The sequence below is a fragment of the Kitasatospora sp. NPDC058046 genome (genome assembly GCF_042885595.1).
Classification (GTDB): domain Bacteria; phylum Actinomycetota; class Actinomycetes; order Streptomycetales; family Streptomycetaceae; genus Kitasatospora.
This window is the reverse complement of record NZ_JBHVRS010000013.1, coordinates 1-24763: the sequence shown is the minus strand read 5'-3', so window position 1 is coordinate 24763 and position 24763 is coordinate 1. Positions and strand designations below refer to the sequence as shown.

Sequence of the window (24763 nt, the reverse complement as noted above, 5' to 3'; positions counted from 1 at the left end):
CGGCGTGACCTCGCTGCGTCCGGAGGGGCGTTTCCAGCCGGAGGCGGACCCGTACGGCACCGCGCAGCAGTACGGCGGGCCCCGGTACCCGGGCCAGGACGACGGCACCGGCGGTGCGCCGTACCGGCAGGGGATCCCGGTGCAGACCGTGCCCGAGGACGCCTGGGGCGTGTACGAGCAGGCCCAGGAGCCCATCGTGGACGGGCCCGAGTACCCCTGGCTGCCCGACCAGACCCTCCAGCTGCGGCTGCCCCTGGACCTCGGCGCGCCGGCCGCCGAACCGGCCCCCACCGGTGGCCGGGCCGAGCGCCGCCGCGCCGCCCAGGGCCGTACCTCGCTGCGCTCCGGCAGCGGCCGGCGCCGGTCGAACGGCCGCGGCGCCGGGCGGGTGCGCCCCCGGGAGTCCGTGCTCGTGGTGGCCGCCCGGAGCGTCGGCGAGCTGTGCATCACGCTCGGCGTGGTGATGCTGCTCTTCGTCGCGTACCAGCTCTGGTGGACCAACGTGCAGGCCGACGCGGCCGCCGACGGGGCCCGCAACCAGCTGGAGCAGCAGTTCAACGCGGCCGTCGCGCCCGTCCAGCCGGGGCAGCCGGCCCCGGCGCCGGACAAGCCCGAGGTGTTCGAGCCCGGCAAGGGCTTCGCCATCATCTACCTGCCCAAGCTGGGGCTGAAGTTCCCGATCGCCGAGGGCACCTCCAAGTCGGGGGTGCTCGACAACGGCCTGGTCGGCCACTACACGGGAACCGGGATGCCGGGCGACAAGGCGGGCAACTTCGCGCTGGCCGCCCACCGCAACACCCACGGCGAGCCGTTCCGGTACATCAACCAGCTCGGCAAGGGCGACAAGATCGTGGTGGAGACCGCCGCCGGCTACTACACCTACGAGGTCACCGGGGGCATCCCGGAGACCTCCCCCAACAACGTGAGCGTGATCAAGCCGGTGCCGAACGGCGCGGGGTACGCCGGTCCGGGCCGCTACATCACCCTGACCACCTGCACGCCGGAGTTCACCTCCAAGTTCCGCCTCATCGTCTTTGGCAAGATGATCGAGGAACGGCCGCGTGCCCAGGGCAAGCCGGCCGCGATCACGGGCGGGTAGCCGCCCGGCCGCCCGGCCCGGAGGGGGAGCACCGCAGATGCAGGACGAGAGCGCGCGATCGGCCGAACCGGCGCAGGAGGCCTTCGCCCCGCCCGAGCCGCGGGCCGGGCGGGGCCGGAGCCGGGCGCTGGCCGCGCTCGGGGTCTTCGGCGAGCTGCTGATCACCATGGGCCTGGTGCTCGGCCTGTTCGTGGGCTACTCGCTCTGGTGGACCAACGTGCAGGCGGACCGCTCGGCCTCGGCGGCCGCCGACCGGCTGCGCGGCAGCTGGGCCGCGGGCCCGCGCCCCGGCCCCGGGGCGCCGCCCGGCGCCGCCCCGGCCCCCGGCGCGTCCGCTGCTCCCGGCGCCCCCGGTGCCGAGGCCGGGTCCGTGCCGAAGCAGTTCGCGGCCGGGGACGACGTCGGCTTCCTGCACGTCCCGGCGATGGGCCGGGACTACCAGGTGCTGATCCGGATGGGCACCTCCACCGAGGTCCTGGACGACGGCGTCGCGGGCGTCTACGAGCAGCCGTACCGGGCCGCGATGCCGTGGGACCAGCAGGGCAACTTCGCGCTGGCCGCCCACCGGGACGGCCACGGCGCCAAGTTCCACGACCTGGACGCCGTCCACCGGGGCGACGCCGTCGTGGTCGAGACCCGGGACAAGTGGTACGTCTACAAGGTCGACAGCACCCTGGCGGAGACGTCCAAGTACGACACCGGCATCGTGGCGCCCGTCCCGGCCCGCTCCGGCTACGAGGGCCCCGGCCGCTACATCACCCTGACCACCTGCACGCCGGTGTACACCTCGCGCTACCGGATGGCCGTCTGGGGGAGCCTGGTGCGGGTGGACGACATGGACGCCAAGCGCACCCCGCCGCCGGAGCTGCGGCACTCCTGAAGCCGCCCACGGGCCTCCTGGAGCCCGTACGGAACGCCCGAGGGCCCGCCGCGTTCGTCGCGGCGGGCCCTCGGGCGTGCTCCGTGCTGCTCGTTCCCCGGCTCAGCCGAACCAGGGGAATACCGGAGGCCTAGTGGTCCCCTTTGGGGGGTGTGGTGGTGGGGTCGCTCCCTTTCGGGGGCTCGGCCGCCTTGGTGTACAGCTGGATCTGGGTGTTCGGGTCGACCTGGGTGCCGGCCGGCGGGTTGCTCTGGAGGATCGTCGCGTTCGGGTCCGGGGGACCGCTGACCACGACGTAGGTCAGGCCGAGCGCCTTCAGCTGGTCCGCGGCGGCGCCCAGCTTGACGTTCGCCAGCGGCGGGACCTGGGGCTTGTCCTGCGCCTTGAAGATCGTCAGCGAGATCTTGCTGTTGGCCGGGGCCTTGGTGTTGGCCGGGATCGACTGCGAGGCGACGGTGTTGACCTTGCTCGGGTCGGGGGCCGGGGCGGTCTTCGAGACGTCCACCTGGAAGCCGAGGCCCTGGAGGGTCGCCTGCGCGTCCTCCTTCTGGGCCCCGGCCACGTTCGGGACGGTCACCTTGGCCTTGCCCTGCGACACGGTCAGCTTGATCGGGGCGCTCGGGTCGACGGCCGCGTTGGGCGCCGGGTCCTGGGCGGTGACGGTGTCCTGCGCGGCGGTGTCGTCGTCCTTGTACTCGGTGGTCACGTTGGTGAAGCCGAGGTCGGCGAGCGCCTTGGTGGCCTGGTCCTTGGGCTTGCCGACCACACCGGGGACCTGCGCCTTGGCCGGGCCCGAGGAGACCTGCACCGTGATGGTGGAGGTCTCGGCGACCTGGGTGCCGGACTGCGGGGTCTGGGTGCAGACCTGGTCCTTCTTGATGTTGGTGTCCGGGCAGGCGATCTTGTCGCCCTCGGTCACCACGAGCTTGGCACCGGCCGCGGCGGCGGCCGTCTTGGCCTCCGCCAGGGTCTTGCCGACCAGGTTCGGCGCGGTGATCTTCGCGGTCTCCTTGGTGCCCTTGTCGGCGAACATCGCCTGGGCGACGAAGAAGGTGCCGACCAGGACCAGCACGGCGGCCACCGCCAGCACGATCCAGGAGGTGTTGCTCTTCTTCGGCGGGTCCTCGCCCCGCCAGCCCCCGCCGCGGCCGTAGCCGTCGTCGTAGCCGTCGTTGCCGCCCGCCTGGCCGGCGTAGGTCTGGCCGTAGCCGTCGTCCTGGTAGCCGCCCTGCTGCCCGTAGCCGGGCTGCCCGGAGGCCTGCGGCAGGACGGTGGTCGGGCCGCCGGGCTGCTGCGGCAGCACGTTGGTCTGGCCGTACGGGTCGTGCTGCTGCGGGTAGCCGTTCTGGTCGTAGCCGTAGCCGCCCGGGCCCATGCCGTACGCGGCCTGCTGGGCGGCGGCCACCGGCAGGCCGTCGAGGAAGCGCTCGATGTCGTCGCGCATCTCGTCGGCGCTCTGGTAGCGGTAGTCGCGGTCCTTGGCGAGCGCCTTCAGCACGATCGCGTCGACCTCGGGGCGCACCTCGGGGTCGAAGACCGACGGCGGCTGCGGCTCCTCCCGGACGTGCTGGTAGGCCACCGCGACGGGCGAGTCGCCGACGAACGGCGGGCGCACGGTCAGCAGCTCGTAGAGCAGGCAGCCGGTGGAGTAGAGGTCGGAGCGGGCGTCGACCTGCTCGCCCTTGGCCTGCTCGGGGGAGAGGTACTGGGCGGTGCCGATGACGGCCGAGGTCTGCGTCATGGTCATCCCGGCGTCACCCATCGCACGGGCGATGCCGAAGTCCATGACCTTGACGTTGCCCTGCCGGGTCAGCATCACGTTGGCCGGCTTGATGTCGCGGTGCACGATGCCGGCCCGGTGCGAGTACTCCAGGGCCTGGAGGATGCCGATGGTCATCTCCAGCGCGCGCTCGGGCAGCAGCCGGCGGCCGGAGTGCAGCAGCTCGCGCAGCGTGGACCCCTCGACGTACTCCATCACGATGTACGGGATGGAGATGCCGTCGATGTAGTCCTCGCCGGTGTCGTACACGGCGACGATGGCGGGGTGGTTCAGGGACGCCGCCGACTGCGCCTCGCGGCGGAACCGGGCCTGGAACGACGGATCCCGGGCCATGTCGGCCCGGAGCGTCTTCACAGCGACGGAGCGGCCGAGTCGGGTGTCATGGGCGAGGTACACCTCGGCCATGCCGCCGCGTCCGAGGACGCCGCCGAGCTCGTACCTGCCGCCGAGGCGACGAGGCTCTTCCATAGTTCCGACCCTCTCCCTCACCCGCCGGTGAGGTTGTGACGTAGGTGTCCCCGCACGCTCTGGGTGACGCCGCGCGGTCCGCGACCGGTTCTCCGGCCGGGCCGTGCGGTGCCTCGCGGGCGGCAACGGGCACACCCGCTGCTGGCGGATACGCTACCGGTCGGACCGCAGCGGACCGGAGTCAGCCGTCGGCCGATACCAGACCGGTATCCGGACGGGGCTGCCCATCGTGACATTCCCCTCACCCCGGACCCGCGCTCCTACTTGCCGAGTGCGGCCTGCATCACCGCCTTGGCGATCGGGGCGGCGAGGCGGCCGCCGCTGATGCCGTCGCGGTTCTGGGAGCCGTCCTCGACCACCACCGCGACCGCGACCGACTGGCCGTCCGGGGTCTTCGCCCAGGAGGTGAACCAGGCGAACGGGAGCCCGGCGTTGTCCTCGCCGTGCTGCGCGGTGCCGGTCTTGCCGCCGACCTGCAGGCCGGGGATCTTGGCGTTGGTGCCGGTGCCGTTCTCGACCACCGAGACCATCAGGTCCTGCATCTTCTGCGCGGTGGCCGGGCTCATCGCCTGGGAGAACTGCTTCTCGGTGTGCTTGGAGACGGTGGTCAGCGTGGCCGAGCGCTCCTGGTCGACCAGGTACGGCTGCATCAGGCTGCCGTTGTTGGCGATCGCGGCGGAGACCATGGCCATCTGGAGCGGGGTGGCGCGGGTGTCGTGCTGGCCGATCGAGTCCTGGGCGGTGCCGTCCGGGCTCGAGCTGTCCGGGAAGACGCTCTTCTCGGAGCGGACCGGGGTGTCGATCGTGCTGTTGAAGCCGAACTTCTCGGCCTGCGCCCGCATCCGCTCCTTGCCCAGGTCCGCGCCCATCTTGGCGAAGACCGTGTTGCAGGACTGGTCCATCCCGGACTTGATCGTGGCGTTCTCGCAGCGCTCGTTCGGGCTCTCGTTCTTCAGCTGGGTGGTCGTGCCGGGCAGGACGTACGGCTCCGGGGTGTCCGTGGCGTCGTCGATGCTCTGGTAGCGGCCGTTCTCGAACGCCGCGGTCGCGGTGACCAGCTTGAAGGTCGAGCCGGGCGGATAGGTCTCCTTCAGCGCCCGGTTGAGCGTCGGCTTGTTCGGGTCCGCGTCGAGGGCCTTCCAGGCGTTCTGGTCGGCCGTCTCGCCGCCGGCGAAGGTGCCCGGGTCGTAGGACGGGGTGGAGACCAGGCCCAGGATCGCGCCGGTCTTCGGGTCGAGCGCGACCACCGCGCCCTTCTTGTTGCCCATCGCGTCGAAGGCGGCCTTCTGCACCTTGGCGTTGATGGTGGTGACGACGTCGCCGCCGCGCTTCTGCTCGCCCGTCAGCATGTCCAGGGTGTTGCGGAAGAACAGCCGGTCGTCGGTGCCGGAGAGGATGCCGTCCTCCAGGTTCTCCAGCTGGCTGGAGCCGTAGGCCTGGGAGGAGTAGCCGGTCACCGGGGCGTACATCGGGCCGTCGACCCAGGAGCGCTTGTACTTGTAGCGCAGGCCGTTGACGAAGTCGGACTTCGTGACCGGCTGGCCGCTGACGATGATGTTGCCGCGCGGGTGGGCGTACCGGTCGTACAGCTGGCGCTTGTTGTTCTTGTTGGTGGCCCAGGACTCGGCCTGGACGCCCTGCACCCAGTTGGTGCGCACCATCAGGGCCAGGATCAGGACGAGGCAGAAGATCGATACCCGGCGGATCGGCTTGTTCATCGGGCTGGTCCCTCCTGGCCCTCGGTGGCCGGGGCCGGTTCGGCCCCCGGTCGGCGGGCGCTGTCGCTGATCTTCAGCAGGATCGCGACCAGCGCCCAGTTGGCGACCACGGACGAACCGCCCTGCGCGAGGAACGGCATGGTCATACCGGTGAGCGGGATCAGCCCGGTGACACCGCCGGCCACGACGAACACCTGGATCGCCATCGCCGAGGAGAGGCCGACGGCGAACAGCTTGCCGAACGGGTCGCGGGCGGCGAGCGCGGTGCGCAGGCCGCGCTGCACCAGCAGGGCGTACAGCAGGAAGATCGCCATCAGGCCGGTCAGCCCGAGCTCCTCGCCGAACGAGCCCAGGATGAAGTCGCTCTTGGCGGCGAAGGCGATCAGCCAGGAGCGGCCCTGGCCTAGGCCGGAGCCGGTGACCCCGCCGGAGCCGAGCGCCATCAGCGACTGGCCGATCTGCTCGGTGGCGCCCTTCGGCGGGTTGGCGCCGAAGGCGGCCATCGGGTCGAGCCAGGCGTCGATGCGGACCTTCACGTGGCTCGCGGTCGAGGCGACCGCGACCGCGCCGCCGACCGACATCAGCAGGCCGAACAGGATCCAGCTGGTCCGCTCGGTGGCGACGTAGAGCATCACCACGAACAGGCCGAAGAACAGGAAGGACGTGCCCAGGTCGTTCTCGAAGATCAGGATCAGCAGGCTGAGCAGCCAGATCACGATGATCGGGCCGAGGTCGCGGCCGCGCGGCAGGTACAGGCCCATGAACCGGCGGCTGGCCAGCGCCAGGGCGTCCCGCTTGACCATCAGGTAGCCGGCGAAGAACACGGTCAGGACGATCTTGGCGAACTCGCCCGGCTGGATGGAGAAGCTGCCCATCCGGATCCAGATCTTGGCGCCGAAGTCCTCCGCCCGGGACGGGAAGAAGGCCGGCGCCGCGAGCAGGACCAGGGCCACCACCATCGAGATGTAGGTGTAGCGCTGGAGCACCCGGTGGTCCTTCAGCAGCACCATCACCCCGATGAAGCCGGCGATCCCGAGGGCCGACCACATCAGCTGGTTCTCGGCCGCCGGGTAGTTGCCCCGGAGCAGCTTGCCCGCCTTGTCCAGCCGCCAGATCATCACCACCCCGAGGCCGTTGAGCAGGGTGGCGATCGGCAGCATCAGCGGGTCCGCGTACGGCGCGAAGCGGCGCACCAGCAGGTGCGCGACCAGTGCCAGGGCGCCCATGCCGAGCCCGTAGCCGAGCATGCCCGCAGGCAGCTTGGCGTCCATCGCGAGGCCGACGTTGGCGTACGCGAGGACTGGCAGCAGCACCGCGAAGACCAGCAGGGCCAGCTCGGTGTTGCGCCGGTTCGGCGCCTCCTGCGGGGAGATCGTGGTGTTGCCCCGCCGACGGGGGATCGTGCGTTCGGCCGCCGCCCGGCGTCGGCCGGACCGGGTGGTTTCCTGGCTCAGGTCGTAGCTGCTCACGTGGTGACCGCTCCCTGACGGCCGGCAAACCCGCTCGGGGCGGTCCTATGTCGGATCACGGACGTCACTGCTTCGGGCAGGAGTTGGCCCGGCTGAGTTCCTCTTCGGTCAGTGGGGGGGCCTGGTCGCCCTGCGCTCCGGTGGCCGGAGGGGTCGCGTTCGGCGCCGGGGCGGGTGCCGTCGGGGCGGTCGGCGAGGCCGGGGGCGCGGTGGTCGGCGTCGTGGCGGCCGGACCGCGGTTCTTCTCGGTCGGGGTGGGCGTGGCGGCCAGGTACGCGGCCTGCGTCGCCTGGGTGGCGGGCGGTGCGGCCGGGGCGGTCGCCTTGGCGGCCTTCTGGCAGAGCTGGACCCAGCCGTCGAGCTCGTTGACCGTCGACTGGGCGTCCTTCATGCTGCCGACCGAGATGGTCTTCTTCACGTGGACCTGCTGGTCCTCGGGCAGCCACTTCAGCTGGATCCTGCTGTACGAGGAGTGCACCGAGGACAGGCTCACCCCGGCCAGGTTCTGGTTGATGCCCTGGTAGATCGCGACGTGGTCGTCCTGGGTGCCGACGTAGTACTGGTCCTGGGTCCACTGGTAGCCGAAGTAGCCGGCGCCGCCGAGCAGGCCCAGCGTGACCAGGGCGGCCAGCGAGACCGTCAGGCCCTTGCGCTTGCGCCTCGAGGGCCGCTCCTCGTCGAAGTCCTCGGTGCCGTACACCGAGGGCTCGCCGGAGCCGGGGCCGTACTCGCCCTCGTAGCCCTCGGCGGGACCGAAGCCGTTCTGCGCGGGGCCGAAGCCCTCCGCGTAGCCCTCGGCCGGGCCGAAGGCGCCCTGCGGGCCGCGGCCGAGGCCGGCGGCGCGGCCGGCCGGGGTGTCCGCGATCGAGCGGTCGGCGGCGGCCGAGGACGGCGGAGCGTCGGCGACCGCGCCGACCACCACCGGGACGTCGTTGAACTGGCCGCTCATGGTGTCCGTGGCGCCGACGTCGATGACGTCCGCCACGATGCAGGTGATGTTGTCCGGACCGCCGCCGCGCAGCGCGAGCTGGATCAGCTCCTGCACGGTCTGCTCGGGCGCGTAGTAGCTGCCGAGGGTGTCCTGGAGGGTCTGGTGGCTGACCGGGCCGGAGAGGCCGTCGGAGCAGATCAGGTAGCGGTCGCCGGCCCGGACCTCGCGGATCGACAGGTCGGGCTCGACCTGGCCGCGGCCGTCCAGCGCCCGCATCAGCAGCGAGCGCTGCGGGTGGGTCTCGGCCTCCTCGGGCGTGATCCGGCCCTCGTCGACCAGGCGCTGCACCCAGGTGTGGTCCTGGGTGATCTGCACCAGGGAACCGTCGCGCAGCAGGTAGGCGCGGGAGTCGCCGACGTGCACCATGCCCATCCGCTGGCCCGTCCACAGCATGGCGGTGAGCGTGCAGCCCATGCCCTCCAGCTGCGGGTCCTCCTCGACCATCTGCCGGAGCCGGTCGTTGGCGCCCTGGACGGCGTCGCCCAGCAGGGTCAGCAGGTCGGGGCCGGGCACGTCCTCGTCCAGCCGGACGATCGAGCCGAGCACCTCGGAGGAAGCGACCTCGCCGGCCGCGGCGCCGCCCATGCCGTCGGCCACGGCCAGCAGCCGCGGCCCGGCGTAGCCGGAGTCCTCGTTCCCCTCCCGGATCAGTCCCTTGTGGGAGCCGGCGGCGAAGCGCAGCACCAGGGTCATGCGACCTGTGCCCCCCTCTGGGTCATGGACGGGATGCTGTCCCTCATGCGCTACTACTTCCGCAGTTCGATGACGGTCCTGCCGATACGGATCGGCATGCCCGGCTGGAGCGGAGTGGGCGCGGTCAGGCGCTGCCGGTCCAGATAGGTGCCGTTGGTGGAGCCTAGATCCTCGACCGTCCACTGCCCAGTCTGATCCGGATAGATCCTGGCATGCCGGGAGGACGCGTAGTCGTCGTCCAGCACGATGGTGGAGTCGTGCGCGCGGCCGAGCGTGATGGTCTGGCCCTGGAGCGCCACCGTGGTGCCGGCCAGCGAGCCCTGCACCACGACGAGCTGGGTCGGACCGCCGCGGCGGCGCCCGCCGCCGCCCTGGGTCTGGGCCGCCGCGGGGCCGGCCTGGGTCGGCGCCGCGGCGCGTGCGGCGGTCGAGGTGGCCGCGCCGCCGCCGGTCGTGGCGCTCGCGCCCCGACGGGAGGAGCGCGGGTTCACCTTGGTGCCGAACAGGTCGCTGCGGATCACCTGGATCGCGACGATGACGAACAGCCACAACACGGCCAGGAAGCCCAGCCGCATGACCGTGAGGGTCAGTTCTGACATGACCGTCCCGCCAGTCGGTGAGCGAGGCGCGCGAACAATTCGGACACTACCCTTCGACCTGCCGGTAGACGATGGTGGTGGAGCCCACGACGATTCGCGAGCCGTCGCGGAGCGTAGCGCGCTGGGTGTGCTGTCCGTCCACCACGATGCCGTTGGTGGACCCCAGGTCGAGCACCATCGAAGGGGTGCCGGGCCGGATCTCGGCGTGCTTGCGGGAGACCCCGGGGTCGTCGATCCGCACGTCCGCCTCGGTCGAGCGGCCGAGCACGCAGGCCGAGCCGGTGATCTGATGGCGGGCGCCGTTCACCTCGATCCAGCGGCGCGTCCCGGCGCCGCCGTGGCCCGCGCCGGGGAACGCCCGGACGTTGCCGCCCGCGGGCGCCGGCTGACCGGGGGGCATCGCGGGGGGCGCGGCCGGTGGCGGGGGCGCGTTGTACTGGCCGGCGCCGGGCTGCTGCCACGGTGCGCCGGGGGCCGGGGCGGCCGGCGCACGGTCGTAGCCGGGCTGCGGCGGCGCGTACTGCTGCTGCTGCTGCGGGGGCTCCTCGGCGGCGAGGGTGCGGCTGCGCACCCGGTACAGCCCGGTGTCCAGGTCGTCGGCCTTCTCCAGGTTCACCTGGAGCGGGCCCATGAAGGTGTACCGCTGGGCCTCCGCGTACTCGCGGACCATGCCGGCCAGTTCGGTGCCGAGCTGCCCGGAGTAGGGGCTCAGCCGCTCGTGGTCGTGCGGGCTCAGTTCGACGATGAAGTCGTTCGGCACGACGGTGCGGTCGCGGTTCCAGATGCTCGCGTTGTTGTCGCACTCGCGCTGCAGCGCTCCGGCGATCTCCACGGGCTGGACCTCGGACTTGAACACCTTGGCGAAGGTGCCGTTGACGAGACCCTCGAGCCGCTGCTCGAACTTCTTCAGCACTCCCATGGGGCACCCCCTTCCAGGGTTCGTTCGCCTGCCTGCCGGCCGGATCCCGCCCGGGACCCGGTCGCGCCTCCTACTTGCGGTACTTCCGTACTGATCGTATCCACGCCGGGCCCTTCCGTACGGTTCCCGGACCGTGTGGTGCCCGGGGGTGGGCTCGGACACACAGGGTGACGCATGTCGGGTACGGCACGCCAGGTGTGCCCGTCGGAGCACCCTTCCGGCAGTCGCACGGGCGTGCGTCGGGCATCGGTTCGGGTGCCGTGGGCCTCCCCGGACAACGGATTCGGAGCAGCCCCCCAGGTCGTGCTAATGTTTTCCACGTCGGAAGGGCCGCCCGAAAGGGAGGCCGGTCCAGGAAGCGCGAAGTACCGATGGTACCGAGTGGTTCGGAAGACCGGTCGGCAACGAGGACAACACCCATGCGCGGGTGGCGGAATAGGCAGACGCGCTGGATTCAGGTTCCAGTGCCCGAAAGGGCGTGGGGGTTCAACTCCCCCCTCGCGCACAGCGAAGCCCCGCAGATCTACGGATCTGCGGGGCTTTTTTGTCGTCCGCTCCCCGGTGGCGTGGATTCGGTGGCGGGCGGGATCAGCCGCGGCTGGCCGGGAGTTCGGCGCGGACCTCGAAGCCGCCGTCCGCGGTCGGCCCGGCGGTGAGGGTGCCGCCCAGCAACTGGGCGCGCTCGCGCAGGCCGACCAGGCCGTGGCCGCCGCCCGGCAGGGTCTCGGCCGGACGCACCGGCGGGGCCTCGTTGCGGACCTCGACCCGCAGCCGGCGGCCCTTCGCCCGGACCCGGACGTGCACCGCCGCCTCCGGGGCGTACTTGGTGATGTTGGTGAGCGCCTCCTGGACGGTGCGGTAGGCAGCCCGCTCGACCGCCTCCGGCCACGGGCGGTCGCCGGGGACCAGCTCGGTGTCCGCGGCCAGGCCGCTCTGCTCGATCAGCCGGGGCAGGTCGGCCAGCCGGGGCTGCGGGGCGAGCGGGGCGTCCGGCAGTCCGCCGGTGCCGCGCAGCACCCCGACCATCTGCCGCAGCTCGTCCAGGGTCCGTACGGACAGTTCCCGGATGGTGCGGGCGGCGGTCACCGCGGCCGGGTCGGGGCTGCTCACCTGGAGCGCGCCCGCCTGGATGCTGATCAGGCTGACCTGGTGCGAGACCACGTCGTGCATCTCCCGGGCCAGCCGGCCGCGCTCGCTGATCAGCACCCGCTCGGCCAGCAGCCGGCTCTCCCGCTCCTGGCCGCGGGTCAGCTCGTCCAGCCGGGCGGCCAGCTCCCGCCGGGTGCGGGCGAGCAGACCGGTGGCGGCCGGGCCGGCCGCCAGCATCACGGCCTGGATGGCGTCCAGCGCGGTGGCGCGGCTGAGGTCGAGGACGTCCTGGGGCAGCGGCCAGTGGAAGAACTCGACCAGCGCGAACAGGACGCCGCAGGGGATCACGACCCGGGGGCGGGGGCGCTCGGCGGCCACCGAGTAGACGGCCGTGATCGGGGCCAGCCAGATCTCGTCCACCCAGCTGCCCGGCATGGTGAGGAGCAGTGCCACCACAGGGAAGCGGCGGCGCCAGAACAGGGCGACGGCGGCCAGCGTGGACAGCGCCACCTGCCACCAGGCGGCCTCCCGGGCCACCAGGGCGGCGTCCAGCAGGCCGTACAGGACGGGCAGCAGCAGCATCAGCCAGGGGGCGGTGCACCAGGCCGGCAGCCGTCGGGACGGCAGTTGGTCGGCGGTCGTCATGCCCCGTCGCCGGGCTTGGGCCGGACCAGACCGGCCCGGTGGGCCAGGACGGCGGCCTGGACCCGGTTGGCGGCGCCGAGCTTGCCGAGGATCGCGCTGATGTGGTCCTTGACCGTGCCGGTGCCGAGGAACAGCCGGTCGGCGATCTCGGCGTTGGACAGGCCCTCGCCGAGCAGCGACAGCACGTCCAGCTCGCGGCCGGTCAGGGTGCGGGCGAGCGCGGTGGCCTCGGCGTCCGGGCCGCCGCCGTCCACGTAGCCGCCGATCACGGTGCGGGTGACGGTCGGGGAGAGGATGTTGCCGCCGGCCGCGAGCACCCGGACGGCGTGCACCAGCTGGTCGGGGGCGGTGTCCTTGAGCAGGAAGCCGGCCGCGCCGGCCCGCAGCGCGGTGCCGATGTACTCGTCGGTGTCGAAGGTGGTGAGCATCGCCACGGCGGGCGGGTCGGGCAGGGCGCGCAGGCGGCGCAGCACCGAGATGCCGTCGAGGTCGGGCATCCGGATGTCGAGCAGCACCACGTGCGGGCGCAGCCGCTGGACGTGCTCCTCGGCCTGCCCGCCGGAGCAGTCGCCGACCACCTCCAGGTCGGCGGCGGAGCCGACGATCAGCCCCAGGCCGGAGCGGACCAGGATCTCGTCGTCGACGATCAGCACGCGGGTGGTGGTGATGGTGCCTCCTCGGTTCGGGCGGCCGGGTCGGGGCGGTCCGCGTGGGTCGTTTCGAGGGTAGGGGTAGGCGGGGCGGGGTGCCGAACGTGCGGCGGGCGCCCACCCCCGCCGTTCGGCGGGGGTGGGAATCCGCTACCCGGTTCACGCAATTCTCAGGCTGGGTGGGGAAACATGGAGTTGGCTGACTCTTTTCCGGCCGCTTCTCCATTTCGGGCGGTCGGCCGGGCGAGGTCGCCGGTCAGTCCGTCGGGCCCGAGCGGGCGCCCGGCGCCGGGCCGTTCGCGGATGCGCCCCACCATCTGATCGTTTGGAATTGAGCTGTGTCGTCCACTGTGAAGTCGGAGCCGTCCGCCACGTCCCCCGGGCCCCGGCCCGTCGACGAGCCCGGGCGCTGGCGTCCGAGGGCCGCCGCGGCCTCCGTCTGGTACCTGCGGCTGATCGCGCTGCTGAACGTGGCGACGGTCCTGCTGGTGCCCTTCCGGAACCAGGTCAGCGAGCACAACGAGGGTGAGTACTTCACCCCGTACCTGATGACCTCCGGGCTGGCCAGCGCGGTGCTGTCGGTCTTCCTCGCGATCGCGATGCGGCGGCGCAAGCGGGCCGCGTGGATCTTCAACACGGCGCTCGGCGGTCTCTTCGCGCTGCTCTACCTGGCGTTCATGCTGGTGCCGGACGAGCGCTTCAACAGGCACCCGCTCAACTACTTCTCCACCGTCCTGACCTGCCTGTTCGTCCTGGCGCTGCTGGTCGGGCGGAAGGAGTTCACGTCCAAGGGCGACAGCTCCAACCCGAAGACCGCGGCGGCCACCTTCGTCGGCGGGCTGGCGTTCGGCGGCGGGGTCGGGGCGCTGCTGGTCTGGATGACCAACGAGCTCTCCGGCGCCGGCTTCTGGGACCTGTTCCGGTACTCGGTCGGCCGGATGATCACGATCACCCCGACCGAGCACCTGCGCTCGGTGATCGCCGCGCCGACCTGGGTGAACGCCGCGATCAACGCGATGGGCGCGGTGCTCTTCATGCTGGTGCTGTACGTCGCCTTCCGCAGCCCGCGCGGCAAGGAGCTGCTCACCGCCGAGGACGAGGCCAGGCTGCGCGGCCTGCTGGACAAGCAGGGCGAGCGGGACTCGCTCGGCTACTTCGCGCTGCGCCGGGACAAGGCGGTGGTCTTCTCCCCCAGCGGCAAGGCGGCGGTCACCTACCGGGTCATCGGCGGCGTCTCGCTCGCCTCGGGCGACCCGATCGGGGACCCGGAGGCCTGGCCGGGCGCGATCGACGCCTGGCTGTCCGAGGCCCGCGAGCACGCCTGGGCGCCGGCCGTGATGGGCGCCTCCGAGGAGGCCGGGGTGATCTACGCCCGGCACGGGCTGGACGCGCTGGAGCTGGGCGACGAGGCGATCGTCGAGCTGGACGAGTTCTCGCTGGACGGCCGCGCGATGCGGGTGGTCCGGCAGGCCTACAACCGGGTCAAGCGGGCCGGGTACACGGTGCGGATCCGCCGGCACGAGGCCATCTCCGAGGCGGAGATGGCCGAGCTGGTGGCCAAGGCCGACGAGTGGCGCGACGGGGCGACCGAGCGCGGCTTCTCGATGGCGCTCGGCCGGCTCGGCGACCCGGGCGACGGCCGCTGCGTGATGCTGGAGTGCCACGACGGGGACGGCGAGCTCAAGGCGCTGCTGAGCTTCGTGCCGTGGGGCCCGGACGGGCTCTCGCTGGACCTGATGCGCCGGGCCCGGGACACCGAGAACGGCCTGATGGAGTTCATGGTCATCGAGCTGCTGCAGCGCGCCGACGAGGTCGGGCTGAAGCGGGTGTCGCTGAACTTCGCGATGTTCCGTTCCGTCTTCGAGCGCGGTTCGCGCCTCGGCGCCGGCCCGGTGTTGCGGCTGTGGCGCTCGATCCTGGGATTCTTCTCGCGCTGGTGGCAGATCGAGTCGCTGTACCGCGCCAATGCCAAGTACCGCCCGATCTGGGAACCGCGTTACCTGCTCTTCGAGAAGAGCAGCGAGATTCCGCGGATCGGTATCGCGAGCGCGCGCGCCGAGGGTTTCATCGTCGCGCCGAGCCTGCCCGCCCTGTTCCGCCGCCGGCACGCCCGGGCCGCCGTGGTGGCGCCGCGGGTCCCGGTGGCGGCCCGGGACGGGAAGGGGTAGCCCTCCGTCGGGGGGCGGAGGGGACCGGCCGGTCGAATTGGGGGGCTGATGGGGGGATTGCCTCCCCCCAGAGGATGACCCGACTCCCCATCCGTGCCGATGTGGCTTTGTTAACTGGCTTCTAATGTTGGAGTAGTAGAGCGTTCGGGGATTCGGAGAAACTGTTGTGATGCACAGGACCCACGCGGGGGGCGTGCGAAAGGGGCCGCTGGCAATCGCCGGAGCGGCCGCTGTCGCCGAGTGGGGAACGCTGTTCGCGACGGTCCGGGACGCGGTGGTGCGAAAGAAGTTCGCCGCCGTTCCCCTGGCCACCGTCGCGACGTTTCTGATCCTGCTGTTCAGCGTCGTCCAGCACCTGCCGGGCGGCGAGCGTTTCGTGAACAACATCGGGGTGGTGCGGGCGGCGCTGCCGCTGGACGTCTCGCTGCTGCGGACCCCGCTCTCCCTGTACGTGCCGGCGCTGGACCTTCCGGTCTGGGGGGCGCTGGCCCAGGTGTTCGTGGTCTTCTCGATCGCCGAGATCGTGCTCGGCCGGCGGATGACCCTGGTGGTCGCCTACACCTGCACCCTGGCGGGCACGCTGTTCGCCCGGGTCGGCGTGGCGATCGGGCCGCACCACCTGTTCGGCTTCCCGAAGTGGGTCGCCTACGTGCGGGACACCGGGCCCTCGGCCGCGGTGGTGGCGCTGGCGATCTGCATCGCGTTCCGCTGCCGGGCCTGGCTCACCGCCGGCCTGGTGGTGGCGGTGATGATCGGCGAGGCGGTCGTGCTGCCGAACCTGGCCGGTCTGGAGCACGTGGTCGCCGTGATCACCGCGCTGCTGATCGCCGTCTCGGTCGAGGTCTTCGGGGACTTCTGGCCGCGGGTGCTGGCCGGGGTCGGCGCCGCCGCCTCGGTGGCCGCGGCCGCCTCGCGGGAGGTCGCGGTGGAGGCCCGGCGGCGCACCTCGGCGGGGGCCGTCATCCCCTGACGGGCGCCGACCGCGCTCAAGCCGGCCGCGTACGGGTGCCCGTACGCGGCCGTTCGGTGTCCGGGGCCCGTCGGTGCGGCCGTCAGGCGTGCGGGAGCGGGAGCTCGAACCAGACGACCTTGCCCACCGCCTTGCGGGCGGTGCCCCAGCGCTCGGCGAGCTTGGTGACCAGGGTGAGGCCGCGGCCGGTCTCGCCGAGCTGCTCGGCCGGCTCCAGCGAGGGCAGGTTGTGGTTGTCGTCGCTGACCTCGACCAGCAGTTTGTCCACCCGGATCAGCTGGAGCTTCACGGTGTCCCGGGCGACCCGGACGGCGTTCGTCACCAGCTCGCTGACCAGCAGCTCGGTGGTGTCGCTGAGCGCCTCCAGGTGCCAGCCGGCCAGCTGCTCGCGGACCAGCGAGCGGGCCCGGCCGACCTCGCGGTGGTCCACGGTGAGGTCCCAGGTGGCCACCTCGGACGGGGCGACCCCGTCGAAGCGGGCCACCAGCAGGGCGACGTCGTCCTTGCGGTCGTCCGAGTGCAGCCGGCGCAGCACCACGTCGCAGGCCTGCTCGGGGCTCTGCCGGGGGTCGATCAGGTTGCCGCAGAGCGCGGCCAGGCCGGCTCCTATGTCCCCGCCCCGGACCTCGACCAGGCCGTCGGTGCAGAGCACCAGCATCGAGCCGTCCGAGACGTCGATGGTCTTGGCGACGAACGGCACCCCGCCGACGCCGATCGGCGCGCCGGCCGGGATCTCCAGCAGCTCGCCGGTGCCGTCCGGGTGCACCAGGACGGGCGGGACGTGGCCGGCGCTGGCCAGCTCGCAGGTCCGGTTGATCGGGTCGTAGACCGCGTACAGGCAGGTCGCGAGGTGGTCGTCGCCGAGCTTGTGGGCCAGGTTGTCCAGGTGGCGCAGCAGCTGGCCGGGCGGCAGGTCCAGGGCGGCGAGGGTCTGCATCGCGGTGCGGAAGCGGCCCATCGCGGCGGCCGAGTGGATGCCGTGGCCCATCACGTCGCCGACCACCAGGGCGACCCGGCTGCCGGGCAGCTGGATGGCGTCGAACCAGTCGCCGCCGACCTCGGCCTTGGGGTCGCCGGGCAGGTAGCGGTGGGCGATCTGCACGCCGGGGATCTGCGGCGGGCGGGTCGGGATCATCGAGCGCTGCAGGGTGGTGGCGACCCTGGCCTCGGCGCGGTGCAGCCGGGCGTTGTCCAGCGACAGCGCGGCGCGGACGGCCAGCTCCTTGAGCGTCGCGGCGTCGCTCTCGTCGAAGGGCGCGCGGTCCGGCAGCCGGAGCAGCTTGAGGATGCCCAGCACGGTGCCGCGGGCGGAGAGCGGGACGACCAGCATCGAGCGGCCGGTGACCACCGGGGTCAGCCGGGCGTCGCCGAGCGCGATCGCGTAGTCGACCGCGACGTCCGGGCTGACCACCGGGACCAGCACCGGCTGGTTCAGCTGGAGGGCCATCCCGGGCGGGGTGCGGCGGGGCATGCTGACCAGCGAGCCCTCGGAGAGCACGTGGTCCCAGACGCCGCCGGTCTCGTTGTAGACCAGGGCGACCCGGCGCAGCATGGTGTCGTCGTCCGGGCGGGCGGCCGGCAGCTCGGAGTCCGAGATCAGCCCGTCCACCAGGTCCACGCAGGCGAAGTCGGCGACCCGGGGGACCAGCACCTGGCAGAGCTCGTGGGCGGTGAAGCCGAGGTCCAGCGTGGTGCCGACCTTGCCGCCGACCTCGTTCAGCAGGGCCAGCTGCTCGCCGGCCTGCCCGTTGGTGAGGAACGGGCCGAGCCGGCCGCCGGTCGGGCCCTCGCCGCCCGCGGGGGCGGGGACCGGGACGGTGGCGGGCGGGGCCTGGTCGGTGCGCAGCGGCGGACGGCCGGTGGCGGACGGCTCGACGGTGGCGTGCTCGATGGCTGCGGCTCCTGCGGTGGGCGGGGGCACCTCCCGGCCGGAGGCGGGGGAAGGGACGGACGGGCCGGCGCCCGCCGAGCCGCCGCCGACGGCGGCCACCGGCCGGACGGCGGAGGGGGCCGCGGGCTGGGCGGCGGGGCGGTCCGGGGTCTCGCGCTGGACGGGCAGCGGGCCGGGCGGACGGCGGCCGGGCGCGCCCTGCTCGGGCTGCGGCGGCGGGCCGACCCGGGCGACCCGCTGCTGGGGCGTCGGGTAGCGGCGGCCGAGGCCGGCGGCCGCCTGCGCCCTGCCGGTCTGGGCGTCGGCGGGCAGCACCGGCAGCACGGTGGCCGGGTCCAGCCGCAGGGCGGGCAGTCCGCCCCGTTCCAGCGCGGCCAGCAGCGCCGCGCGGTGGGCGGCGGGCAGCAGCCGGACCAGCGGCTCGGGCACCGGCAGGCCGGCCGGGGTGAGCGCCGCGGCCAGGGCGTGGAAGCCGCCCCGGACGCCGGGCGCGGCGGCGAAGGGGAGCAGCCGCTCGCCGAGCGCGAGCCGCGGCCCGGTGGCGCGCAGCGGGCGGGCGTCGGCGGCCAGCGCCAGCAGCCCGCCGACCGGGCCGGGCAGCGGGTACGCCCACCAGAGCACGTCGCGCTGGTGCTCCTCGCGGTCGGTGACGGTCAGCCTTCCGATCCAGGGGCGGCCGTCGGCGGTCCGCTCGGCGAGGGTGTCGAACGCGTCGCAGGGGCGGCGGACGGAGCAGCGTTCGAGCACCCGCGACTCCAGGGCGGGCAGCAGGCCGGAGGCCGGGCGGTCGTGGGCGACGTCGGCGCGGTGGCCGAAGAGCTCCTCGGCGGCCCGCCCCCACTGCGCGATCCGGCCGGACCGGTCGACCAGGACGGGGGCGAGCCGGACCAGGGCGGCCACCCCCGTCGGGTGGTCGCCCGGCGCGGTTCCGTCGCCCGCCGGCCGCGGTGTGGAGTTGGACTCGGCCACCATGGATTCGCTCTGCTCCCGCCTGGCCGCCGCGCCCGGGGCGGCCGTCTCTCCGGAGGAAGGCACGCTGTGCGGATACCAGCGAAGCACGGACCGGGCCGGGCTCGACACCGAAACGGGGAGATTCCTCAGGATCGGTTGCGTGTCGCGCGCCGCGCGCCGGTCCGTACCCCCGGTTCACCCGGACGGGGCCCGCGATCACGGCGGTAGGGTGGCAGGCCGGACCGCCCGTACGAGTGGTCCGCAGGACGCCGCCGGCCGGACGAGACAGAGGCGAGAAGTTGAGCGCGCAGAGCCCCGCCCGCTGGACCGACCCGGAGCAGCAGGCACTGGAGGAGCGGGTCGCCGCCGCCGAGCTGGCCTGGCTCAGCATGGACGTGGACGTCCAGACGCTGCGGGTCGAGATCGACAACTTCGCGCTGATCCACCACCAGCTGCTCGGCCCGCTCTACGCCCGGCTGGACGAGCTGGACGCGCTGGTCGCCGAGGCCGTGGCGGCCCGCACCGGCCTGCCGGAGGACCTGCGCCGGGCCGCCGAGGCGCGCCGGCAGGTCGACGAACTGCCCGACCTGGACGCGCTGTTCGACTCGGTGCGGGAGCAGTCCGGCCAGGACGGCGAGCCGGCCCCGCCGCCGCCCGCCGCGCCGGAGCGGGTGCGGCCCGGCAAGGAGGCCCAGCGGATCTACCGCGAGCTGGTCCGCCGCGCCCACCCCGACCTGACCACCGACCCGGGCGAGCAGCAGCGCCGGGCCGCCTTCCTGGTCCGGGTCAACGAGGCCTACGCGTACGGGGACGCGGGCGCGCTGGGGGCCCTGGCCGCCGAGTGGTCCACCGCGCCGGAGGCCGCGCCCGCCGTCGACTCCCCCGACCGCTCGGACTGGCTGCGCCGCCGGCTGGACTGGCTGACCGCCAAGATCGCCGAGACCGCCGCCGAGCAGGTCCGGCTGGAGCAGACCCCGATGGGGCAGCTGCTCGCCCTCGCCCCGCAGGACCCGGACCGGCTGCTGGAACAGCTCGCCGAGGAGCTGCTGGCCAAGGCCGCCGGGCAGCAGGCCGAGCTGGCGCGGCTGCTCGGCGGCCCGGCCCCGGCGGACGGCCCGTCCTCCGGCGCCCACGGCACGGCGCCGGTGGGCGACAATGGCACGCACCCGACCCAATCCCAGGAGAGCCACACGATGTTCCCGCAGATCCCCTCCGCCGACGCCGCCGCCGTGCCCGCCGACGCCGCCCTGCTGGACGTGCGCGAGCAGGACGAGTGGGACGCCGGCCACGTGGACGGCGCCCTGCACATCCCGATCGGCGAGGTGATCGCCCGGCTCGGCGAGCTGCCGGACGAGAAGCTGTACGTGCTCTGCCGGGTCGGCGGCCGCTCCGCGCAGGTCGTCCAGTACCTGGTGCAGCAGGGCCGGGAGGCCGTGAACGTGGACGGCGGGATGTACGCCTGGCAGGGTGCGGGCCGTCCGATGGTGAGCAGCACCGGCCAGGAGGCCTTCGTCCTCTGACGGCCCCCGCCCCACGGCCCTTAGGGCAGGATGGGCGCGCGCGAGCGCGCCGGCACCGGGTCGGCGGTGCCCGCCGACCGGTCGGGGGAGGCCATGACCGAGACGACGGACCGGCCGGCTGCCGGACGGGCCTGGTCCAGGCCCGCGCAGCTGGTCCTCGGCTTCGCCGGGGCGGTGCTGGCCGGCGGCACCGGGCTGTTCCTCGCCGCGGTCTTCCTGCACGTCGCGCCCGCCAACTCGGTGTCCCGGCAGTACCGGGACGAGGTCGACGGCCTGGTGTACCCGGAGTTCGAGCAGAACTGGAAGCTGTTCGCGCCCAACCCGCTCCAGCAGAACGTGAGCGTGGACGCCCGGGTCCGCACCGCCGCGCCCGCCGGGGCCACCCGTACCGGGGACTGGATCGGGCTGACCGCGCAGGACATCGCCGCGATACGGGGCAACCCGGCGCCCAGCCACGTCGACCAGAACCTGCTGCGCCGGGCCTGGGACTTCTACGACGGCACGCACAACCCGCAGGACGAGAGCCCGGCCTCCCCGCGCGGCCGGCTCGCCGAGCAGTACCTCAAGCGGATCGCCCTGCAGCGGATCGGCCGGGAGACGGACGGCGAACGGGTCCTGGAGATCCAGTTCCGCTCGACCGCGGTCACCGTCCCGCCGCCGTCCTGGAGCGGCGAGCCCGCGCCGGCGGCGCCCCGGGTGCGGGAGCTGCCGTGGTGGCCGGTGGCGGACGAGGACTACCGGGGGCTGCTCGGATGAACGAGGCGACGGTACGGCCCGACCGGCCCGACGGGGCGCTGCCGCCGGGTGCGGCGGTGCCGTCCGGCGGTGTGCCGCGGCAGGCCGGGGCCGGGCGGGCGGCGGAGCCCGGTGCGGTGCGGGAGACGCGGCAGGCGCGCGGGCCGCGGGCGCCGCTCGGACGGGCGGCGGAGGCCTTCACCGGGAGGGTGCTCGGCCGCCACCAGGCCGCGGTGGTGCGGATCGGCTTCGGGCTGGTCTGGCTGGCCTACCTGCTGCGCGAGTGGCCCCACCGGCGGGTGCTGTACGGCGACCGGTCCCCCTGGTCGACGGAGCTGGCCCAGCGGCTGCTGGCCGACAACGGGGCGCTCACCGTGCTGCCCTGGTTCGGCGGGCGGCTCTGGTTCGAGCTGGTCTACCACCTGGCGGTGCTGGCCGCCCTGGCCGTGCTGCTGGGCTGGCGGACCAGGGCCAGTACGGTGCTGTTCCTGGTCACCGTGCTGTCCCTGCAGAACCGCGACGTCTTCCTCGGCGACGGCGGCGACAACGTGGTCCACCTGATGGCGGTCTACCTGGTCTTCACCCGCTGCGCCGAGGTCTGGTCGCTGGACGCCCGAAGGCCCCGGCCGGGGCGGACCGGGGTGGTGCTCTGGGCGGTGCTCGGAGCCGTCCTGGCGGCCTGTCAGTTCGGCGGCTTCGCGGGCGACACCCTGACCTGGACCGACCGGGCCTTCCCGTACCTCGGCTGGTCGCCGCTGTTCTGGGGGCTCTGGGCGGTGGCCGGGCTCTGGTGGACGCTCGGCCGGCTGCGGCCGGACGGCGAGCCGCGGGCGGTGCTCGACGCGCTGGCGACCATGGTGCACAACTGCGCGATGCTGGTGATCGCCGTCGAGGTGGTGCTGATCTACGCCACGGCCGGCTGGTACAAGGTGCAGGGCTCGCGCTGGCAGGACGGCACCGCGCTGTACTACCCGCTGCACCTGGACTACTTCGCCCCCTGGCCGGGGCTGTCCGCGCTGGTCGGCTCGGCGCTGCTGCCGGTCTTCCTGGTCTCGTACGGCACCGTGGTCCTCCAGGTGGCGTTCCCGTTCACGCTGGTCAACCGGCGGGTCAAGAACGTCCTGCTGGCCGTCATGGTGCTGGAGCACGCGGGGATCGCGGTGGTGCTCGGGCTGCCGGTGTTCTCGCTCGCGATGATCGCGGCGGACGCGGTCTTCCTGCCGACCGGGGCCCTGCTGTGGGTGGCGGCGCGGCTCCGCCGGAGGTCGGGCCCGGCCCCGGAGATCACGCCCTAGGATGGCGCTATGTCCTGGTTCGCCGCACTTCGTGACACCGCGCGGACCGGGCTCACCCTGGACCGGGCGCTCACCGACCCCAAGCGGGCGGTGCGCGGGGCGGTCGCGGTGGCGCTGGTGCTCTTCCCGACCCTCGCGCTCGGCGGGGTCGCGCTCGCCACCTCGGCCGCGATGGGCGCGTTCATCGCCGGCTCGGCGACCTTCCAGCGCAGCTTCCGGCCCCGGGCCAGCCTCGCCGTCGCGGCCGGGGCCGGACTCGGCATCAGCACCTTCCTCGGCTACCTGGCCGCCGGCGTCCCCGGACTGTTCCCGGTACTGCTCGCGGTGTGGGCCTTCGGCGCCGGGCTGGCCTGGGCGATCGGGCCCACCGCCGGGGTGGTCGCCACCAACACCGTCTCGGTGATGCTGATCGTCGTCCAGCTCCCCGTCAGCACCGTCACCGCGCTCAGCCACGGGCTGGTCGCCGCCCTCGGCGGGGTCGTCCAGGCCACCGTCATCACCGTCTGGCCGATCGGCAGCTGGACCGCCCAGCGGCAGGCCCTCGCCGACACCTACGCCGAACTCGCCGACTACGCCCGGCGGTTGCGGCAGGACCCGACCGCGCACGTGGACCCGGAACCGTTCATGACGGCCCGCCACGCGGCCGCCCTCACCCCCTGGCAGGACCGCCACCGGCCGCCCGAGCTGCGCGGCCTGCGCGGCATCGCCGAGCGCATCCGGCCCACCCTCGCCGCACTCGCCGACCCCAAGGTGGGCGCCCCCGAGGAAGGGCCCGAACGGGACCGGGCCCGGGAGGTGCTGGCGGCCGCCGCCGAGGTCATGGACGCCCTCGCCCGGGCGATCCGCACCGGCGACCCGGTCCGGCTCCCCCGCTCCGCGCCCTCGCTCACCCTGGTCGGCTCCGACGACGGGCCGCGGCTCCAGGGCGCGGCCCGGCGCTCCGCCCGGCGGCTCGGCGGGCTGCTGCGCAAGGCCGCGGACACCCTGGACCGCAACGACGAGGACACCATCACCACGCCCGTGGTCGGGGCCGGCGGGGCGCTGCGCAAGCCCACCATCGCGCGGATGCTGCCGGTCGCGGCGCGGGCCGTCCGGCGGCAGCTGCACCCGCGCTCGGCGATCTTCCAGCACGCCGTCCGGCTCGCCGGAGTGGTCACCGTCGCCTACCTGCTGGCCCGGCTCGTCGGGTTCCACCACGGGTACTGGGCGCCGATGACCGCCGCGATGGTGATGCGGCCGGACTTCGCGCAGACCTACAGCCGGGGCGTCGCCCGGCTGGCCGGGACGGTGGTCGGAGTCGCCGTCTCGACGCTCGTGGTGCAGCTGCTCCACCCCGGGGAATGGGTGCTGGCCGCGCTGGCGGTGGTCTGCATCGGCGGGGCGTACCTCGCGTTCCGCACCGGGTACGCGCTCACCACCGTCGGGATCTCCACGTACGTGGTGTTCCTGCTCGGGCTGCAGGAGGGCAACCCGCTGGTGACGGCCTTCGAACGGGTCGGGCTCACCCTGCTCGGCGGGTCGATCGCGCTCGTCACGTACGCGCTGTTCCCGACCTGGCAGACCGCCCGGCTCGGCGAACGGCTCGCCGAGTGGCTGGCGGCCGCCGGACGGTACGCGGGAGCGGTGATCGCCTGCTACGAGAAGCCGGCGGCGCCGCGCGGGCGGGTCGTGCGGAGCGCGCTGCTGGACTCGCGGGAGGCGCGGTCCGAACTGATCCAGGCGATGCAGCGGGCCGACGCCGAACCGGGACGGCACGAGACCGGGCTGGCCGGGGTCAGCCGGCGCCAGATCGACCGGGCCCGGGCGGCGGTCGGGGCCCTCGGGCGGGCGGCCGTCCTGCTGGAGGCCCACCTGCCGGCGGCGGACGCGGAGCCCGTGCCGGGGACCGGGGAGTACGCGGAGGAGCTGCGGCTGGCGACGGCGCTCGCGGCGGCGGCGCTGCTGACGGGGCAGGCGGTGGAGTTCGGGGCGGTGCGGGATGCGCAGGCGCGGTTGGAGGAGGGGTTGGCGGGGGCGCCGGCGGGGGTGCAGCGGGATGTGGTGCGGGCGGGGGTTCGGTTGGTGGGGCAGGCTCTGCGGGACTTGGAGCGGGCTCTGCGGGGGTCTTCTGTGGGGGAGGGCTCTCGGGAGGGTGGGGGGCCGGGGGCGGCTCCGGGGGTGGCCGCTCCGGGGGCTGGGTGATTTTCAGACTGCCAACCCTGGAGGTGGGGCGTTCAGACCGTTGGCAGTCTGA

Annotated in this window: 17 protein-coding genes and 1 tRNA gene; 9 read left to right on the top strand and 9 right to left on the bottom strand. The window is 73.6% G+C overall.

Annotated elements, in window-relative coordinates; genetic code table 11:
* The first annotated feature begins 4 nt into the window (after positions 1-4).
* Positions 5-1099: a class E sortase gene (locus tag ACFVU7_RS24760; protein ID WP_053112322.1), complete on the top strand. Its 1095-nt coding sequence runs from the start codon at positions 5-7 to the stop codon at positions 1097-1099.
* 37 nt (positions 1100-1136) lie between these two features.
* On the top strand, positions 1137-1979 hold the full coding sequence (locus tag ACFVU7_RS24755; RefSeq protein WP_388047234.1) for a class E sortase: 843 nt from the start codon (positions 1137-1139) through the stop codon (positions 1977-1979).
* Positions 1980-2109: 130 nt separating this feature from the next.
* On the opposite strand, the gene pknB is transcribed toward ACFVU7_RS24755, so the two are convergent.
* From pknB to ACFVU7_RS24725, 6 genes are all read right to left on the bottom strand, one after another.
* Positions 2110-4227 (bottom strand): Stk1 family PASTA domain-containing Ser/Thr kinase, encoded by a 2118-nt coding sequence (gene pknB, locus ACFVU7_RS24750; RefSeq protein WP_388047232.1) that lies wholly within the window; start codon positions 4225-4227, stop codon positions 2110-2112.
* Positions 4228-4487: 260 nt separating this feature from the next.
* Entirely contained in the window at positions 4488-5945 is a 1458-nt protein-coding gene (locus tag ACFVU7_RS24745; RefSeq protein WP_380743150.1) for a peptidoglycan D,D-transpeptidase FtsI family protein, read from the bottom strand.
* On the bottom strand, positions 5942-7345 hold the full coding sequence (locus ACFVU7_RS24740) for an FtsW/RodA/SpoVE family cell cycle protein (RefSeq protein ID WP_074002167.1): 1404 nt from the start codon (positions 7343-7345) through the stop codon (positions 5942-5944). Before ACFVU7_RS24740 ends, ACFVU7_RS24745 begins: the two co-directional genes overlap by 4 nt.
* A 133-nt stretch (positions 7346-7478) precedes the next feature.
* Positions 7479-9098 carry a PP2C family protein-serine/threonine phosphatase gene (locus tag ACFVU7_RS24735; protein WP_388047230.1) on the bottom strand — a complete coding sequence of 540 codons (1620 nt, stop codon included), beginning with the start codon at positions 9096-9098 and terminating at the stop codon, positions 7479-7481.
* A gap of 53 nt (positions 9099-9151) precedes the next feature.
* Positions 9152-9697 carry an FHA domain-containing protein gene (locus ACFVU7_RS24730; RefSeq protein ID WP_074001953.1) on the bottom strand — a complete coding sequence of 182 codons (546 nt, stop codon included), beginning with the start codon at positions 9695-9697 and terminating at the stop codon, positions 9152-9154.
* Positions 9698-9743: 46 nt separating this feature from the next.
* Positions 9744-10616, bottom strand: coding sequence for an FhaA domain-containing protein (locus ACFVU7_RS24725; protein WP_387970898.1), 873 nt, complete (start codon positions 10614-10616; stop codon positions 9744-9746).
* Between the two features lie 421 nt (positions 10617-11037).
* On the opposite strand from ACFVU7_RS24725, the gene ACFVU7_RS24720 reads away from it, so the two are divergent.
* Positions 11038-11121, top strand: a tRNA-Leu gene (locus ACFVU7_RS24720).
* Between the two features lie 83 nt (positions 11122-11204).
* Here the strand turns inward: ACFVU7_RS24720 and ACFVU7_RS24715 are convergent.
* Together ACFVU7_RS24715 and ACFVU7_RS24710 are read right to left on the bottom strand one after the other, a co-directional pair.
* Entirely contained in the window at positions 11205-12350 is a 1146-nt protein-coding gene (locus ACFVU7_RS24715) for a sensor histidine kinase (RefSeq protein WP_380743154.1), read from the bottom strand.
* Entirely contained in the window at positions 12347-13000 is a 654-nt protein-coding gene (locus ACFVU7_RS24710; protein ID WP_234348583.1) for a response regulator transcription factor, read from the bottom strand. The genes ACFVU7_RS24715 and ACFVU7_RS24710 overlap by 4 nt, the downstream gene beginning before the upstream one ends.
* 338 nt (positions 13001-13338) lie before the next feature.
* Between ACFVU7_RS24710 and ACFVU7_RS24705 the strand changes: the two genes are divergently transcribed.
* Both ACFVU7_RS24705 and ACFVU7_RS24700 read left to right on the top strand, forming a co-directional pair.
* Positions 13339-15168: a phosphatidylglycerol lysyltransferase domain-containing protein gene (locus ACFVU7_RS24705; protein WP_388047229.1), complete on the top strand. Its 1830-nt coding sequence runs from the start codon at positions 13339-13341 to the stop codon at positions 15166-15168.
* A 169-nt stretch (positions 15169-15337) separates the two neighbouring features.
* On the top strand, positions 15338-16138 hold the full coding sequence (locus ACFVU7_RS24700) for a hypothetical protein (protein ID WP_159028583.1): 801 nt from the start codon (positions 15338-15340) through the stop codon (positions 16136-16138).
* A gap of 82 nt (positions 16139-16220) precedes the next feature.
* Here ACFVU7_RS24700 and ACFVU7_RS24695 read toward each other — a convergent pair whose 3' ends face one another.
* The gene (locus ACFVU7_RS24695; RefSeq protein WP_388047228.1) at positions 16221-19064 is read right to left on the bottom strand and encodes a SpoIIE family protein phosphatase; all 2844 of its coding nucleotides are present in this window, start codon (positions 19062-19064) and stop codon (positions 16221-16223) included.
* A gap of 215 nt (positions 19065-19279) precedes the next feature.
* Between ACFVU7_RS24695 and ACFVU7_RS24690 the strand changes: the two genes are divergently transcribed.
* From ACFVU7_RS24690 to ACFVU7_RS24675, 4 genes are all read left to right on the top strand, one after another.
* Positions 19280-20500, top strand: coding sequence for a rhodanese-like domain-containing protein (locus tag ACFVU7_RS24690; RefSeq protein WP_388047227.1), 1221 nt, complete (start codon positions 19280-19282; stop codon positions 20498-20500).
* Positions 20501-20593: 93 nt separating this feature from the next.
* Positions 20594-21256, top strand: a complete 663-nt coding sequence (locus tag ACFVU7_RS24685) for a DUF5819 family protein (protein ID WP_388047224.1) — start codon at positions 20594-20596, stop codon at positions 21254-21256.
* Complete coding sequence (locus tag ACFVU7_RS24680; RefSeq protein ID WP_388047222.1) at positions 21253-22530, top strand: HTTM domain-containing protein; 1278 nt, start codon at positions 21253-21255, stop codon at positions 22528-22530. The genes ACFVU7_RS24685 and ACFVU7_RS24680 overlap by 4 nt, the downstream gene beginning before the upstream one ends.
* A gap of 9 nt (positions 22531-22539) precedes the next feature.
* Positions 22540-24711, top strand: a complete 2172-nt coding sequence (locus tag ACFVU7_RS24675; RefSeq protein ID WP_074001958.1) for an FUSC family protein — start codon at positions 22540-22542, stop codon at positions 24709-24711.
* Positions 24712-24763: the final 52 nt, after the last annotated feature.

Excerpts from the sequence above, each read along its gene's own strand:
- ACFVU7_RS24700 (WP_159028583.1), top strand. The coding sequence starts at position 15,338 with ATGCACAGGACCCACGCGGGGGGCGTGCGAAAGGGGCCGCTGGCAATC.
- ACFVU7_RS24675 (WP_074001958.1), top strand. The coding sequence starts at position 22,540 with ATGTCCTGGTTCGCCGCACTTCGTGACACCGCGCGGACCGGGCTCACC.
- ACFVU7_RS24755 (WP_388047234.1), top strand. The coding sequence starts at position 1,137 with ATGCAGGACGAGAGCGCGCGATCGGCCGAACCGGCGCAGGAGGCCTTC.
- ACFVU7_RS24680 (WP_388047222.1), top strand. The coding sequence starts at position 21,253 with ATGAACGAGGCGACGGTACGGCCCGACCGGCCCGACGGGGCGCTGCCG.
- ACFVU7_RS24725 (WP_387970898.1), bottom strand. The coding sequence starts at position 10,616 with ATGGGAGTGCTGAAGAAGTTCGAGCAGCGGCTCGAGGGTCTCGTCAAC.
- ACFVU7_RS24715 (WP_380743154.1), bottom strand. The coding sequence starts at position 12,350 with ATGACGACCGCCGACCAACTGCCGTCCCGACGGCTGCCGGCCTGGTGC.
- ACFVU7_RS24685 (WP_388047224.1), top strand. The coding sequence starts at position 20,594 with ATGACCGAGACGACGGACCGGCCGGCTGCCGGACGGGCCTGGTCCAGG.
- pknB (WP_388047232.1), bottom strand. The coding sequence starts at position 4,227 with ATGGAAGAGCCTCGTCGCCTCGGCGGCAGGTACGAGCTCGGCGGCGTC.
- ACFVU7_RS24730 (WP_074001953.1), bottom strand. The coding sequence starts at position 9,697 with ATGTCAGAACTGACCCTCACGGTCATGCGGCTGGGCTTCCTGGCCGTG.
- ACFVU7_RS24745 (WP_380743150.1), bottom strand. The coding sequence starts at position 5,945 with ATGAACAAGCCGATCCGCCGGGTATCGATCTTCTGCCTCGTCCTGATC.
- ACFVU7_RS24735 (WP_388047230.1), bottom strand. The coding sequence starts at position 9,098 with ATGACCCTGGTGCTGCGCTTCGCCGCCGGCTCCCACAAGGGACTGATC.